This is a genomic window from Serratia sp. BFP-2025 (assembly GCF_050880365.1).
Classification (GTDB): Bacteria; Pseudomonadota; Gammaproteobacteria; order Enterobacterales; family Enterobacteriaceae; genus Serratia; species Serratia surfactantfaciens.
This window is the reverse complement of record NZ_JBPAFV010000001.1, coordinates 1-15,725: the sequence shown is the minus strand read 5'-3', so window position 1 is coordinate 15,725 and position 15,725 is coordinate 1. Positions and strand designations below refer to the sequence as shown.

Genomic DNA, 15,725 nt, shown 5'->3' with positions numbered 1-15,725 from the left:
AATCATGAACCAACAAAACGCCCATCCGGGCCTCAGCCCGGCGCTGACCGTGCTGATCGCCATCGCAACCGGCCTGGCGGTCGCCAGCAACTACTATGCGCAACCGCTGCTGGAAACCATCGCCACCGGTTTCAACCTGTCGGTCAACCAGGCCGGCTTTATCGTCACCGCCGCGCAGCTGGGTTACGCCACCGGCCTGCTGCTGCTGGTGCCGCTCGGCGACATGTTCGAACGCCGCGGCCTGATCGTGTTCATGACGCTGCTGGCCGCCGGGGGCATGTTGATCACCGCCACCTCCGCCACGCTGCCGATGATGATCCTCGGCACCGCGCTCACCGGGCTGTTCTCGGTGGTGGCGCAGATCCTGGTACCGCTGGCCGCCACGTTGGCCCACCCGGAAAAGCGCGGCAAGACCGTCGGCATCATCATGAGCGGCCTGCTGCTCGGCATCCTGCTGGCACGTACCGTCGCGGGCGCTTTGGCGTCGTTCGGCGGCTGGCGCACCATCTACTGGGTCGCCAGCGTGCTGATGATCCTGATGGCGCTGGTCTTGTGGCGCGCACTGCCGCGCTATAAGCAACACTCCGGGCTGAACTACCCGCAGCTGCTGGCCTCGATCTTCAGCCTGTTCTGCCGCACGCCGCTGCTGCGCACCCGCGCCATTCTCGGCGCCCTGTCGTTCGCCAACTTTAGCGTGCTCTGGACCTCCATGGCCTTTCTGCTCGCCGCGCCGCCGTTCAACTATTCCGAGGGCGTGATCGGGTTGTTCGGCCTGGTGGGCGCCGCCGGCGCGCTGGCCGCCTCGCGCGCCGGTCATCTGGCGGACAAAGGCAAGGCCGGGTTGACCACCACCGTCGGCCTGGTGTTGCTGCTGCTGTCCTGGATACCTATCGCGCTGGCTAAACAATCGCTGTGGGCGCTGATCGCCGGCATCCTGATCCTCGATCTGGCGGTGCAGGCGGTGCACGTCACCAACCAGAGCGTGATGTATCGCATCATGCCGGACGCGCGCAACCGCCTGACCGCCGGCTATATGACCAGCTACTTTATCGGCGGCGCTCTCGGTTCGCTGCTCTCCGCCTCGGCCTATCAGCATGCCGGCTGGTACGGCGTCGCCGCCGCCGGGGGGATTCTATGCCTGCTCAACCTGCTGACCTGGTGGCTCGGCAAACGCCACGATCCGCAGGGGCCAGCGACAATCTGATTACCTTGCAAATAGTAACTAAAGAAATTTATTAGCGGTGCAGGGTATAAACATTACTTACTCTCTGGTAATGTTCTGGGCATAAACTATTGAAACCCTATCTACCCTGCGACCCACAACCATGCAAAGCCAAGCTGCAGACAGCCTTACTCCGCCCGCCGTCAGCGCCACCTTCGCCAACGGCGTCGTCGACAGTTTGCCGATCGTCATCGGGTACGTCCCGGTGGCGTTCGCCTTCGGCCTCAGCGCCGTCAAGCTGGGCTTCTCCCCGCTGGAAAGCATTTTCTTCTCCTGCATCATCTACGCCGGCGCCAGCCAGTTCGTGATCACCGCCCTGCTGAGCGCCGGCATGTCGCTGTGGGTCTCCGCGCTGACGGTGATGGCGATGGATGTGCGCCATCTGTTGTACGGCCCGGCGCTGCGCCACCGCATCGTCTCGCGCATGTCGCCCGGTAAAACGGCGATATGGGCCTTTGGGCTGACCGATGAGGTCTTCGCCGCCGCTACCGCCAAGCTGATGCGCAATAACCGCAGCTGGAGCGAAAACTGGATGCTGGGCATCGCGCTCTGTTCCTGGCTCTCCTGGGTGGCCGGCACCGCGCTCGGCGCGCTGTTCGGCAATGGCCCGCTGGAGCAGTTCCCGGTGATCGAGGCCTCGCTTTCATTCATGCTGCCGGCGCTGTTTCTCAGCTTCCTGCTGGCCGCTTTCCGGCGCCCGCAGAGCCTGACCATCGCCGCCGCACTGGCCGGCGCGCTGCTCGGCGTGGTGCTGTTCTCCATCCCGGTCGCCATTTTGGCCGGCATCGGCGCCGGCTGTATCGCCGCCCTGTTCCAACCCGCACATGCGGAGGCCGCTCATGAACACTGATGTGCTGGTGATTGGTCTGGTGGTGGGCTGCGCCAATTACCTGTTCCGTTATCTGCCGCTGCGGCTGGCGCCGGCGCGCGCCCAACCCGGCATCAAACGCGGTAAAACCGCCCTGCTGCTCGACAGCATCGGCATCGCCTCGATCTGCGCCCTGCTGGTGGTCTCCAGCACGCCGGTGGTGATGCGCGAACCGGACAAGCTGCTGCCGACGCTGGCGGGCTTCGCCGCGCTGGCGCTGTGCTTCTACCGCAGCAAAAGCATCATTCTGTCGACGCTGCTCGGCGCGACGGCCTTTGGCGTCACATTAAAACTGTTAATGCTTTTCGGTCCGGGCTGACACCGCTTCCGGCCATTTGGCGTTTTCATGCGCCGCATCTTTACAAACACTGACAAATGACACGAATTGCTAAATTATCCGCACGGCTGAACATTTACATTATTTGTCACCGTCGTTACTATCTCGAACGAAATTAATGAGGCCCTAAATTATGGAAAGCTCGTTTGCCCCCATAGAACAAATGCTGAATTTCCGCGCCACCCGGCAGAAAGATTTCCCTTATCAGGAAATCCTGCTGACCCGCCTGTGCATGCACATGCAAGGTAAATTGCTGGAAAATCGCAATAAAATGCTGAAGGCGCAGGGGATTAACGAAACACTGTTTATGGCGCTGATTACCCTGGATGCGCAGGAAAGCCACAGCATCCAACCTTCTGAGCTAAGCTCTGCCTTAGGCTCCTCGCGCACCAATGCAACCCGCATCGCCGACGAGCTGGAGAAACGCGGTTGGATCGAGCGCCGGGAAAGCGACAACGATCGCCGCTGCCTGCATCTGCATCTGACGCCGCAGGGGGAAGAATTTCTCAGTCAACTGCTGCCGCCGCAGCACCAATGTCTGCATTTCCTGTGGTCCACGCTGACCGACGATGAGCAAAAACAGCTGGAACAGCTGACGCGCAAATTGCTGGCACGTCTGGATCAAATGGAAATCACAGAACAGTTATCCTAATTCACAATTTCTGTTCAGGTACCTACTTATGCGATCCCCATTTAACTGGAGATTCACCCCGCTGTTCGCCGTGTTGCTGCTGGCCGGGTGCGCTTCGACCGATAATATTGCTCCGCAATCCACGCTGATGGATCCGCAGAGCCTGCAGTTGGCTCAGCCGAAAGTCAGCTCGCTGGCCGTCAGCCCGCAGTGGTGGCGCGCCCTCAAGGATCCGCAGTTGGACACGTTGATGACGCAGACGCTGCAAAGCTCGCCGACCCTGCGCCAGGCCGCCGCCCGCGTACGTGAAGCGCAGAGCGTGGTGGGCGAAGCCAACGCAGCCAACGGGCCGAACCTGGATCTGAACGCCAGCACCCAGCGCCAGCGCATACCGCAAAACGTCAATATGGGGCTGGGGTATCCACAAAAACCTATCTATGAAAGCTCCAACTCACTGGGGTTAAATTTGGCGTATGAATTCGACTGGTGGGGCAAATACCGCAACCAGGTGAACGCCGCCAAGGCGCAAGTGAACGCCGCACGCGCCGAGCAGGAACAGGCGGCGCTGACGCTGACCAGTTCGGTAGCCTCCGCCTACTACCAGCTGCAAAGCAACCTGGCGCTCGAGAAGCTGCTGCAGCAGGAAGTGAACAACAATGAACGCCTGACCGCGCTGCGCCAACAACGCTATCAGGCCGGCCTGACCGCCGTCGACGTGCCGCAACAAACCCAGGCGCAGTCCGATGCCGCCAAGCAGCAGATCCTGCAGTTGCAGTCGCAAATCGAACAGCTCAGACACCAGCTCGCCGCGCTGGCGGGCCAGGGGCCGAACGCCATGCAGCACCTTCGTCAGGTGCCGCTGCCCGCCGACAACCTAATGGCGCCGCAGGGCGAGCTGACGGCAGATCTGCTGGGCAAGCGCCCGGACATCGCCGCGCAGCGCCAGCTGGTGGAGTCTTACAGCCAGCGCGTCAGCGCCGCGCGCAAAGAGTTTTACCCCAGCCTGACCATTTCAGCCTTCGCCGGTCTGATGACCACCAATGTCGGTGGCACCAACCCGAACCTGTTTGAAGCGGCCAGCCAGGCCTGGAACGTGATGCCGGCGATTTCGTTGCCGATCTTCCACGCCGGGGCGCTGCGCAGCAAGCTGGGCGAGGAATCCGCGCTGTATGACGAAGCGGTGGAATCCTATAACCAAACCATCCTGAATGCGGTACAGGAAACCGCCGACGCCATCACTATCCAGCAGAGCTCTGCGCAACAGCAGCTGCAGGCGGCGTCCGCGGCCCAGTCGATGCAACAGGTGTATCAGGTCGCCAGTGCCCGTTACCAGGCAGGGATTATCGGGCGCGACGATCTGTTGACCAGCCAGACGCAGCTATTGCAGCAGCAACAGGCGGAGTTGAATGCCAGCAGCAATTTACTGCAGGCGAAGATAGGACTGATCCGCGCGCTGGGCGGTGGCTATCAGGCCCCGGCCGCAGCGGATTCGAAAGCATAATAATATAAGGCTTGGAGAACACCATGAGCGCAAGCGCGGAAATCCAAAACCCGCAGCAGCCGAACGGCAAAAAGAAGCAGCGCAAGTTTTGGCTGCTGTTGTTGACGGCTATTTTCATTGTTATAGGGGTGGTTTACTTAGTGTATTGGTTCCTGGTGCTGCGTCATCACCAGGAAACCGACGACGCCTACGTCTCCGGCAACCAGGTGCAGATCATGGCCCAGGTGTCAGGCAGCGTGAACAGCGTCAATTTTGACAACACCGACTACGTCAAACAGGGCGACGTGCTGCTGACGCTCGATCCGACCGATGCCGAGCAGGCGTTTGAACGCGCCAAGACCGGCCTGGCCAACAGCGTGCGTCAAACCCACCAGCTGATCATCAACAGCAAGCAGTATCAGGCCAACATCGCCCTGCGCAAGACCGATCTGAGCAAGGCCGAGAACGATCTGAAACGCCGCGTGGTGCTGGGTAGCGTTGACGCCATCGGCCGCGAAGAGCTGCAACACGCTCGCGATGCGGTCGACAGCGCCAAGGCCGCGCTGGAAGTGGCGGTGCAGCAATACAACGCCAACCAGGCGATGGTGCTGAATACCCCGCTGGAACAGCAGCCGGCGATCCAACAGGCCGCCGCGCAGATGCGCGACGCCTGGCTGGCGCTGCAGCGTACCAAAGTTGTCAGCCCAATTACCGGTTATGTTTCGCGCCGCAGCGTGCAAGTGGGTGCGCAAATTGCCGCCGGTTCGCCGCTGATGGCGGTGGTGCCGGCCGATCACATCTGGGTTGACGCCAACTTCAAGGAAACCCAGATCGCCAACATGCGCATCGGCCAGCCGGCGACGGTGGTCAGCGACGTGTACGGTGACGACGTGGTGTATCAGGGCAAAGTGGTCGGTATCGACATGGGCACCGGCAGCGCCTTCTCGCTGCTGCCGGCGCAGAACGCCACCGGCAACTGGATCAAGGTGGTGCAACGCCTGCCGGTGCGTATTGAGCTCGACGCCAAGCAGGTTGCCGATCATCCGCTGCGCATCGGCCTGTCGACGCTGGTGACCGTCGACACCGCCAATCTGGACGGCCGCGTGCTGGCCGACGTGGTGCGCGATAAACCGCTGTACCAGAGCAACGCGCTGGCGTTGAATCTGGCGCCGGTTAATCAGCTGATCGCCGACGTGATCCATGCGAACGCCGGCTAAGCGCGCGGGAGGCCATCTTGCCACAGAAACCGCTTGAAGGCGCCCAGCTCGCCTGGATGACGGTCGCGCTCGCCATGGCGACCTTCATGCAGGTGCTGGACTCCACCATCGCCAACGTGGCGATCCCCACCATTGCCGGTAACCTCGGGTCTTCCAACTCGCAGGGCACCTGGGTGATCACCTCGTTCGGCGTGGCGAACGCCATCTCGATCCCGATCACCGGCTGGCTGGCGAAGCGCATCGGTGAAGTGCGGCTGTTCCTCTGGTCCACCGCGCTGTTCGTCCTCGCCTCCTGGCTGTGCGGCATCTCCAACAGCCTCGGCATGCTGATCTTCTTCCGCGTGATCCAGGGCGTGGTGGCCGGGCCGCTGATCCCGCTGTCGCAGAGTCTGTTGCTGAACAACTACCCGCCCGCCAAGCGAGCGATGGCCCTGGCGCTCTGGTCAATGACCGTTATCGTCGCGCCGATCTTTGGGCCGATCCTCGGCGGCTACATCAGCGACAACTACCATTGGGGCTGGATCTTCTTCATCAACATCCCGATCGGCGCCTTCGTTATCATGGCGGCGATGGCGACGTTGAAGGGGCGAGAAACCAAAACCGAGATCAAGCCGATCGACACCGTCGGCCTGGTGCTGCTGATCGTCGGCATCGGTTCGCTGCAGGTGATGCTAGACCAGGGCAAGGAGCTGGACTGGTTCAACTCGACCGAGATCATCACCCTGACCGTGGTGGCGGTGGTGGCGCTGCTGTTCCTGGTGGTTTGGGAGCTGACGGACGACCACCCGGTGGTGGATCTGTCGCTGTTCAAGTCGCGTAACTTCACCATCGGCTGTCTGTGCATCAGCCTGGCCTACATGCTGTACTTCGGCGCCATCGTGCTGTTGCCGCAGCTGCTGCAAGAGGTGTACGGCTATACCGCCACCTGGGCGGGGCTGGCTTCGGCGCCGGTCGGGCTGATCCCGGTGCTGCTGTCGCCGATCATCGGTAAGTTCGGCAACCGGCTCGACATGCGCAAGCTGGTGACCTTCAGCTTCATCATGTATGCCGTGTGCTTCTACTGGCGCGCCTATACGTTTGAACCGGGCATGGACTTCGGCGCTTCGGCGTGGCCGCAGTTCGTTCAGGGCTTCGCCATCGCCTGCTTCTTCATGCCGTTGACCACCATCACGCTGTCCGGCCTGCCGCCGGAACGCATGGCGGCGGCATCGAGCCTGTCGAACTTTACGCGAACGCTGGCGGGCTCGATCGGCACCTCGATCACCACTACCCTGTGGACACAGCGCGAATCGCAGCATCACGCGCAGCTGACGGAGTTCGTCAACCCGTACAATCCGCAGTCGCAGGAGATGTACCGGCAGCTGGAGCAGCTCGGCATGAGCAAGCAGCAGGCGTCGGCCTACATCGCCAACGAGATCACCGCGCAGGGCCTGATCATCTCCGCCAACGAGATCTTCTGGCTGTCGGCCGGGGTATTCCTGGTGCTGCTGGCGCTGGTGTGGGTGGCGAAACCGCCGTTCAGTTCCGGCGGCGGTGGGGGCGGCGGCGCTCACTAAGCTTCAATAAACGAAACGGGCGCCCTGAGGCGCCCGTTTTTTTATCCGGCGGAATAAAGATTACGCCTGATTCTGACGCCACCAGTCCGCCAGCAGAATGCCGGTCGCGACGGAAACGTTCAGGCTTTCCACCTTGCCGGTGCCGCCGATGGACACGTTCATGTCGCCTTGCTGCCAGGCGCTGTCGCTCAGACCGTCGCGCTCCTGGCCCAGCACCAGCACCATCTTGGCCGGCAGCTTGGCTTGCGCCAGCGCGGTGCCTTTGTGGCTGGAGGTGGTGACGATGGTGTAGCCCGCTTTGCGGAAGGTATCCAGCACCGACAGGAAATCATCGGCGTTGATCGCCTTGATATGCTCCGCGCCGCCTTCTGCGGTGCGCACCGCCGCGCCGGACTCCAGCAGCGCCGGATCCTGCAGCAGCACGCCGTTGACGCCGAAGTGGGCGCAAGAACGGACGATGGCACCCAGGTTATGCGGGTTGCCCACTTCTTCCAGCGCCAGCACGCAGTCGGTCGCCGGCGCGGTTTTCAGGTAGCTCTGCGCATCCAGACCCTGACGTTTTTTGATCAGGAAGCACACGCCGCCGTGGTGCTCGGTGCCGGAAGCCTTGGCCAGCTCTTCCTCGTCCACCACGTGGTAGGCTTTGCGGTTCGCCGCCATCCAGCGCAGCGCTTCGCGGAAGCGCGGGGTGACCGACTGCACAAACCAGGCGCGCACGATCGCTTCCGGACGGCTGGCGAACAGCGCCTGACAGGCGTTTTCACCGTAAACGCGGGTTTCTTCCGCGCGCTGGCGGCGCAACTGTTCCGGATCGATAAAGCTTTTGCCGCTGATGCCGCCGTGATCGAACGCCGGCTCTTCATTCGGCGCGCGCGAAACGGTTCTCCACGGCGACTCGTTGCCACCGCGATCTTCTGAGCGCGCCGGACGGCGAGGACGATCGCTTTCACTGCGGCGGGAGTCGGCGCCGCGACGATCGTTGCCGCCGCGCGCCTTGTCTTGGCCGGTGCGGCCCGAGCGCGCACCGTCAGCCGGACGGCCTTTGCCGGCCGGACGTTTATTCTTGTTGCGGTCGTCGCCGTTGTCGTCGTCGCTGCGGACGTACATCACTTTAACTTTACCGTTCTTGCCACTAAATGAATCGTTCATTGTCTTCTCCACCAACGCGCAGGGCGCGAAGATTACCTGATGTTGGTGCATGAAGCCACCAACTTGCGCTAAAAGCTCCCAACTATCACATCCATTGAACAAACCTCATTGTTCATGCGCCGGGTTTTGCCGATAATTGTCAGCATTAAAGAAACATCTCCGCAACCGCGTTGCGGGGACCATGCTTTCTCTGTACCCGAGGTCAACATGAATACAGTTTGTGCAGCTTGCAATGCCACCAACCGTGTGCCGGAAGAACGTCTGGCGGACAACGCGAAATGCGGCCGCTGCGGCCACGAGCTCTTCGACGGTGAAGTGATCAACGCCACCGCCGCCACGCTGGACCAGTTGCTGCAGGACGATCTGCCGGTCGTGGTCGATTTCTGGGCGCCGTGGTGCGGTCCGTGCCGCAGCTTTGCGCCGATCTTCGAAGACGTGGCCGAAGAGCGCGCCGGCAAGGTGCGCTTCGTGAAAGTGAACACCGAAGCCGAGCCGGAGCTGAGCGCCCGTTTCCGCATCCGCAGCATCCCGACCATTATGGTGTTCCGTCAGGGCAAGATGGTCGACATGCTTAACGGCGCGATGCCGAAAGCGCCGTTTGACAACTGGCTCAACGAGTTGGTGTGATTCGGCAAGTATAGGCCGTATCCCGCCATCGCGCGCGAACGCCCCCGATCGAGCCCGCCTCTCCCGGCGGGCTTTTTTCTGCGTTACAATAGCGGTTTTTCCCCAGGATCGTTATGACCGACAACGCCGTACTTCGCCTGCGCCAATTCCGTTTAGACCGCGCCACCCGCCCCTTCCTGGCGCGCGGTTGCCGGGTGGCGCGTTGTCAGGGTTGCCTGCTGCCGCATAAAAACTGCCTGTGCGACACCATTCGCCCGCAGCAGGCCGGCAGCCGTTTCTGCCTGATCATGTTCGGCGCCGAGCCGCTCAAGCCCAGCAATACCGGCCGCCTGATCGCCGATATCCTGCCGGACACCCAGGCGTTCCTCTGGTCGCGCACCGAGATCGATCCCGCCCTGCTGGCGGCCATCAACGATCCGACGCGGCAGCCTTACGTGGTGTTCCCCGCCTCTTACGCCGACGCCGAACGCCCGGTGTTCAGCGAGCTGCCCGCCGGCGGCAAACCGCCGCTGTTCATCATGCTGGACGGCACCTGGGCGGAAGCGCGCAAAATGTTCCGTAAAAGCCCGTACCTCAATCAATTCCCGGTATTTTCCCTCAACGTCGACGCCGCATCGGATTATCAACTGCGCGAAGCCAGCCGCGCCGAGCAACACTGTACGGCGGAAGTGGCCGCCGCCCTGCTGCAACAGGCGGGCGATCTGCCGGCCGCCGACGGATTGAATCAGCATTTCCGCTATTTCCGTCAACAGTATCTGGCGGGAAAACCGACCCGGCCGGAGGCACCGGTCACAGCAATGTAGCCATAAAGCGCCTAAAATCAGGCGTAACGTTGCCAAAAGGAGCCGTGCATGAGCCAGCGAGGGTTAGAAGCGCTACTACGTCCCAAATCGATCGCCGTTCTGGGCGCTTCGCAACAGCCGGGCCGCGCCGGCAACCTGATGATGAGCAACCTGCTGGCCGGCGGTTTCAGCGGGCCTATCTTGCCGGTCACGCCGCGCTACAAGGCGGTATGCGGCGTCATGGCCTATCCCGACGTCGCCAGCCTGCCGCTGACGCCGGATCTGGCGATCATCTGCACCCACGCCGACCGCAATCTGGCGCTGATCGAAGCGCTGGGCCAACGCGGTTGTAAAACCGCCATCGTGCTCTCTTCGCCACCGGAACAGTTCGCCGAGCTGAAAGCCTGCGCGCAGCGCTACGCCATGCGGCTGCTGGGCCCCAACAGCCTGGGATTGCTGGCGCCGTGGCAGGGCATCAACGCCAGCTTCTCGCCGGTGCCTATCCAAAAAGGCAAGCTGGCGTTTATCTCGCAGTCCGCCGCCGTGGCCAACACCATTCTCGATTGGGCGCAACAGCGAGAGGTCGGCTTCTCCTATTTCATTGCGCTGGGCGACAGCCTGGATATCGACGTCGACGATCTACTCGACTTTTTGGCGCGCGACGGCAAGACCAGCGCCATCCTGCTGTATCTGGAAAACATCAGCGACGCGCGGCGTTTTCTCTCCGCTTCGCGCAGCGCCTCACGCAACAAACCCATTCTGGTGATCAAAAGCGGCCGCAGCCAACAGGCGCAGCTGTTGCTCAACAGCCAGCTGGGGCTGGACGCCGCCTATGACGCCGCCATCCAGCGCGCCGGTCTGCTGCGCGTGCAGGATACTCACGAGTTGTTCTCGGCGGTGGAAACCCTCAGCCATATGCACCCGCTACGCGGCGAGCGGCTGATGATCGTCAGCAACGGTGCGGCGCCGGCGGCGATGGCGCTGGACGAGCTGCTCGGGCGCAACGGCAAGCTGGCGACGCTGAGCGATGAGAGCCTGGCGACGTTGAGCGATGCGCTGCCGGATTTCATTCGCGCCGGCAATCCGCTCGATCTGCGCGACGACGCGACGCCGCAGCGTTACCTGGCGGCGCTCGAAGCGCTGCTCGACAGCCACGACTATGACGCGCTGCTGCTGATCCACGCGCCGAGCGCGGCCGCGCCGGGCACCGCCACGGCGCAGCGGCTGATCGACGCGCTGCACCGCCATGCGCGCGGCAAGCGCATCACGTTGCTGACCAACTGGTGTGGCGAATACTCCTCGCAAGAGGCGCGACGGCTGTTTACCGAAGCCGCCATTCCCACCTACCGCACGCCGGAAGGCGCGGTCACCGCCTTTATGCATATGGTGGAATACCGCCGCAACCAGAAGCAGCTGAAAGAGACGCCGGCGCTGCCGGTTGGCCTGACCGCCAACACCGCCGACGCCCACCGTCTGATCCACCAGGCGCTGGCCGAAGGGGCCACACAGCTGGATACCCACGAGGTGCAATCCATCCTGCAGGCCTATGACCTGAGCACCCTGCCAACCTGGATCGCCGAAGACAGCGCCGAGGCGGTACACATCGCCGAACAGATCGGCTACCCGGTGGCGCTGAAGCTGCGTTCGCCGGATATCCCGCACAAATCGGAAGTTCAGGGCGTGATGCTTTATCTGCGCACCGCGACCGAAGTGCAACGCGCGGCGGAGGCGATCCTCGACCGCGTGAAGCGCACCTATCCGCAGGCGCGTATCCACGGCCTGTTGGTGCAGAGCATGGCCAACCGCGCCGGCGCCCAGGAACTGCGCATCGCGGTGGAACAGGATGCCATTTTCGGCCCGCTGATCATGCTGGGCGAAGGCGGCGTGGAGTGGCGTCAGGAAAATCAGGTGGCGGTCGCGCTGCCGCCGCTGAATATGGCGCTGGCACGTTATCTGGTGCTGCAGGCGGTGAAAGGCGGCAAGATCCGCGGGCGCAGCGCGCTGCGGCCTTTAGATATCCCGGGGCTAAGCCGCTTGCTGGTGCAGGTTTCCAACCTGATCCTCGATTGCCCGGAGATCGCCCGGCTGGATATTCACCCGGTGCTGGCTTCCGGCAGCGAATTCACCCTGCTGGACGTTTCGATGCAGCTCGCGCCGTTCAGCGGCGATCCGCAGGCGCGGCTGGCGATCCGCCCTTATCCGCATGAGCTGGAGGAAACCATCGCGCTGAAAGACGGCAGCCAGTGTCTGTTCCGTCCAATCCTGCCCGAAGACGAACCGGCGCTGAAGCATTTCATCGACCGGGTGACCAAGGAAGATCTCTATTATCGCTACTTCAGCGAGATCAGCGAGTTTACCCATGACGATTTGGCCAACATGACGCAGATCGACTACGATCGAGAAATGGCCTTTGTGGCGGTGCGCTCAGACGAAATCATCGGCGTGACCCGCGCGTTGTCCGATCCGGACAACACCGATGCCGAGTTCGCCGTGCTGGTGCGTTCCGACCTGAAAGGGCTGGGGCTGGGCCGGCAACTGCTGGAAAAAATGATCGCCTATGCGCGCGCCCATGGCCTGACCCGCCTGAGCGGCATCACCATGCCGAATAACCGTGGCATGATCGCGCTGGCTCAGCGGCTGGGCTTTGGCATCGAGGTGCAGCTTGAGGACGGCATCGTCAATCTGACGCTGCCGCTGCAGGCCGCCGACGCGCAGTGACCTGCGTCGCAATGCGCTACGAATCCACCACTTAACGCCAAAACATACGCACAATCGAGGCAACTAATGGTATTATCGCCCGATTATTCGGTTTATTGTTTTTAAGCCTGTGGCGTTCCGGCCATCAATCATGAGAGAAGAAGCGCACTGTGATGTTGTCAAAATTTAAACGTAGCAAACATCAACAACACCTTGCACAACTGCCCAAACTCCCCCAGACGGTTGCTGACGTTCGTACTCTGTACGCGCCGTCCGACTTTCGCTCCACGCTGCTGGATTCCATCGCCAACGCCACCCAACGCATCTATCTGGTGGCCCTGTATCTGGAGCATGACGACGCCGGGCGTGAGATCCTCAACGCACTGTATCAAGCCAAGCAACGGCGGCCCGAGCTGGAAATCTGCGTGCTGGTCGACTGGCACCGCGCTCAGCGCGGACGCATCGGCGCTGCCGCCGCCGATACCAACGCCGACTGGTATTGCGCCATGGCCAGCCAGCACCCGGAACAGTCGGTGCCGATCTACGGCGTGCCGGTCAATACCCGTGAAGCGCTGGGCGTATTGCATCTGAAGGGCTTTGTGGTCGACGATACCGTGATCTACAGCGGCGCCAGCATCAACGACGTTTATCTGCATCAGCATGAGAAATACCGTTACGATCGCTACCAGCTGATCACCAATGAGGTGTTGGCCGATACCCTGATCGATTACATCAAGCAGCATCTGCTGACCGCCGGCGCGGTGCAGCGCCTCGATCGCAGCGATCGGCCGAAAAGCCCGGAGATTAAAAACGAGACCCGCCTGTTCCGTTTCGCCCTGCGCCGCGCCGGTTATCACTTCCGCGGTAAGGCCGGCAACGATGAGCTGGCGGTGACACCGTTGGTTGGGCTGGGCAAACAAAGCGTGCTGAATAAAACCATTCATCACCTGATGTCGTGCGCCGACCAGAAACTGACGCTGTGTACCCCCTATTTCAACCTGCCGGCGCTGCTGGTGCGCAACATCATCTATCTGCTGCGCCAGGGCAAACAGGTGGAGATCATCGTCGGCGACAAGACCGCCAACGACTTCTATATTCCGGAAGATCAGCCGTTCAAAATCATCGGCGCACTACCCTACCTGTACGAGATCAACCTGCGCCGCTTCCTGAGCCGGTTGCAGCGTTACGTCGATACCGGCCAGCTGATCGTGCGGCTGTGGAAGGATGGCGATAACAGCTATCACCTGAAGGGCATGTGGGTGGACGAAGAGTGGCAGCTGATTACCGGCAATAACCTCAACCCGCGCGCCTGGCGGCTGGATCTGGAAAACGCCATTCTGATCCACGATCCCAAACAAGAGATGCGCGAGCAGCGGCAAAAAGAGCTGGAGTGCATCCGCACCCACACCACTGTGGTCGGCCATTATCAGGAGCTGCAAAGCATTCAGCAGTATCCGATCAAGGTGCGTAAGCTGATTCGCCGCCTGCGCCGCATCCGCATCGATCGGCTGATTAGCCGCATCCTGTAAGCTCTACGCTAACCCCGGCCAAGGCCGGGGTTTTCATTACAGCTGTATCTCCTTGCCTTTGCGATGCAGCCGGAGCGAAACCAGCAACGCCAGCAGGCACATGCCGGAGACATACCAGAAGAAAGCGTTCTCCACGCCGAACGATTTTAGCGACAGCGCGACATATTCCGCCGAGCCGCCGAACAGGGCGTTCGCCACCGCATAAGACAAGCCCACCCCTAACGCGCGCACCTCCGGCGGAAACATCTCGGCTTTAAGCAGCCCGCTGATCGCGGTGTAGAAACTGACGATGAACAGCGCCAATACGATCAGGCCAAACGCCATAAAAGGGTTGGTCACTCCTTTCAGAGCGAACAGGATCGGCACCGTCAATACGGTGGCGAAGGCTGAGAAGATCAACATCGAGCTGCGACGGCCGATTTTATCCGAGAACGCGCCCACCGCCGGCTGCAGCAGCATAAAGACGAACAGTGCGACGGTCATGATGGCGCTGGCCAGCTTGGCGTCCATACCGGCGGTGTTCACCAGATATTTCTGCATGTAGGTGGTGAAGGTGTAAAAGGTCAGCGAACCGGCGGCGGTAAAGCCCAGCACCATCAGGAATGCCTTGCGGTTTTTCCACAGCCCCGTCAGCGAACCGGCATCCTTGTGGTTACGCGTTTTTGCATCGGAGGTTTCATTCAGCGAACGGCGCAGGTACAGCGCCACCACCGCCAACACCGCCCCCAAGGCGAACGGAATACGCCAGCCCCAGGCCTTCAGCTCTTCGCCGGACAAAATTTGCTGCAGGATCACCAAGACCAGCAGCGCCAGCAGTTGCCCGCCAATCAGAGTGACATACTGGAACGAGGCATAGAAACCACGTCGCCCCTTGATCGCCACCTCACTCATATAGGTGGCGCTGGTGCCATATTCTCCACCTACCGACAGCCCCTGGAACAGGCGGGCGATCAGCAGCAGCGCCGGCGCCCAGCTGCCGATCGATTCATACGTCGGCAGGCAGGCGATCACCAGCGATCCGGCGCACATCATGCAGACCGACAGCAGCATTGAGTTTTTACGGCCATGTTTGTCAGCGATGTAGCCAAATAACCAACCGCCGATCGGCCGCATGAAGAAGCCGGCGGCGAATACCCCGGCGGTTTGCAACAGCTGCGTGGTGCTGTTGCCTGCCGGGAAGAACGAGGCGGCAAAGTAAATGGAACAGAAGGAGTAAACGTAAAAATCAAACCACTCCACCAGATTGCCTGATGAAGCCCCAACGATAGCGAAAATGCGTTTCTTGTTATCGAGCGCCCCCTGTTCGGCGCCATGCTCACCCTCAAGAGCCGAGGTTGTTTCTGTCATGATGTTTTCTCCGAGCCATAGCAATGATGAAATTCGGCTTCCTGCCGCCTAGTGTTACTTTATTGTTATTTATAAGTTAACAGCCAAACTTAATAGCGGGCGAAGAATATCTGACATTCATGGAAACAATGAATTGGTTTTGTGATGAATATTAAACAGTACGATGAAAGCTGAAGCGGGTTACAACGGGGATTTTCCATTTTTCCCATAGCAAAAAGCCCTGAACGTCAGTTCAGGGCTTTCGGCTTTGTTTGATGCCTGGCAGTTTATGGCGGGCGTCCTG

Annotated in this window: 13 protein-coding genes; 11 read left to right on the top strand and 2 right to left on the bottom strand. The window is 61.2% G+C overall.

Features of this window, described 5'->3' with window-relative positions; all coding sequences use genetic code 11:
• The first annotated feature begins 4 nt into the window (after positions 1-4).
• The 7 genes from ACRAWE_RS00065 to emrB all read left to right on the top strand — a co-directional run bounded on the left by ACRAWE_RS00065 (position 5) and on the right by emrB (position 7,311).
• On the top strand, positions 5-1,204 hold the full coding sequence (locus tag ACRAWE_RS00065; RefSeq protein ID WP_025160248.1) for an MFS transporter: 1,200 nt from the start codon (positions 5-7) through the stop codon (positions 1,202-1,204).
• Between the two features lie 121 nt (positions 1,205-1,325).
• Entirely contained in the window at positions 1,326-2,072 is a 747-nt protein-coding gene (locus ACRAWE_RS00060; protein WP_019455591.1) for an AzlC family ABC transporter permease, read from the top strand.
• A complete protein-coding gene (ygaH, locus tag ACRAWE_RS00055; RefSeq protein WP_432524310.1) occupies positions 2,062-2,409 on the top strand; it encodes an L-valine transporter subunit YgaH in 348 nt (115 codons plus the stop codon). The genes ACRAWE_RS00060 and ygaH overlap by 11 nt, the downstream gene beginning before the upstream one ends.
• Before the next feature lie 151 nt (positions 2,410-2,560).
• Positions 2,561-3,079: a transcriptional repressor MprA gene (gene mprA / locus ACRAWE_RS00050; protein WP_025160249.1), complete on the top strand. Its 519-nt coding sequence runs from the start codon at positions 2,561-2,563 to the stop codon at positions 3,077-3,079.
• 28 nt (positions 3,080-3,107) lie between these two features.
• Entirely contained in the window at positions 3,108-4,559 is a 1,452-nt protein-coding gene (locus tag ACRAWE_RS00045) for an efflux transporter outer membrane subunit (RefSeq protein WP_025160250.1), read from the top strand.
• Positions 4,560-4,582: 23 nt separating this feature from the next.
• A complete protein-coding gene (gene emrA, locus ACRAWE_RS00040) occupies positions 4,583-5,755 on the top strand; it encodes a multidrug efflux MFS transporter periplasmic adaptor subunit EmrA (RefSeq protein ID WP_309530602.1) in 1,173 nt (390 codons plus the stop codon).
• 17 nt (positions 5,756-5,772) lie between these two features.
• Complete coding sequence (emrB, locus tag ACRAWE_RS00035; protein WP_019455596.1) at positions 5,773-7,311, top strand: multidrug efflux MFS transporter permease subunit EmrB; 1,539 nt, start codon at positions 5,773-5,775, stop codon at positions 7,309-7,311.
• Between the two features lie 60 nt (positions 7,312-7,371).
• Here emrB and ACRAWE_RS00030 read toward each other — a convergent pair whose 3' ends face one another.
• The gene (locus ACRAWE_RS00030) at positions 7,372-8,460 is read right to left on the bottom strand and encodes a tRNA/rRNA methyltransferase (protein WP_019455597.1); all 1,089 of its coding nucleotides are present in this window, start codon (positions 8,458-8,460) and stop codon (positions 7,372-7,374) included.
• Between the two features lie 207 nt (positions 8,461-8,667).
• Here ACRAWE_RS00030 and trxC point away from each other — a divergent pair, with 207 nt between their 5' ends.
• From trxC to pssA, 4 genes are all read left to right on the top strand, one after another.
• A complete protein-coding gene (gene trxC / locus ACRAWE_RS00025) occupies positions 8,668-9,087 on the top strand; it encodes a thioredoxin TrxC (RefSeq protein WP_004928868.1) in 420 nt (139 codons plus the stop codon).
• A 113-nt stretch (positions 9,088-9,200) separates the two neighbouring features.
• Positions 9,201-9,890, top strand: a complete 690-nt coding sequence (locus ACRAWE_RS00020; RefSeq protein ID WP_033649762.1) for a tRNA-uridine aminocarboxypropyltransferase — start codon at positions 9,201-9,203, stop codon at positions 9,888-9,890.
• 48 nt (positions 9,891-9,938) lie between these two features.
• Positions 9,939-12,587, top strand: coding sequence for a GNAT family N-acetyltransferase (locus ACRAWE_RS00015; RefSeq protein ID WP_432524307.1), 2,649 nt, complete (start codon positions 9,939-9,941; stop codon positions 12,585-12,587).
• Positions 12,588-12,739: 152 nt separating this feature from the next.
• Positions 12,740-14,095, top strand: a complete 1,356-nt coding sequence (gene pssA / locus ACRAWE_RS00010) for a CDP-diacylglycerol--serine O-phosphatidyltransferase (RefSeq protein ID WP_432524305.1) — start codon at positions 12,740-12,742, stop codon at positions 14,093-14,095.
• Between the two features lie 36 nt (positions 14,096-14,131).
• Here the strand turns inward: pssA and ACRAWE_RS00005 are convergent, their stop codons facing one another.
• On the bottom strand, positions 14,132-15,442 hold the full coding sequence (locus ACRAWE_RS00005; protein ID WP_025160251.1) for an MFS family transporter: 1,311 nt from the start codon (positions 15,440-15,442) through the stop codon (positions 14,132-14,134).
• Positions 15,443-15,725: the final 283 nt, after the last annotated feature.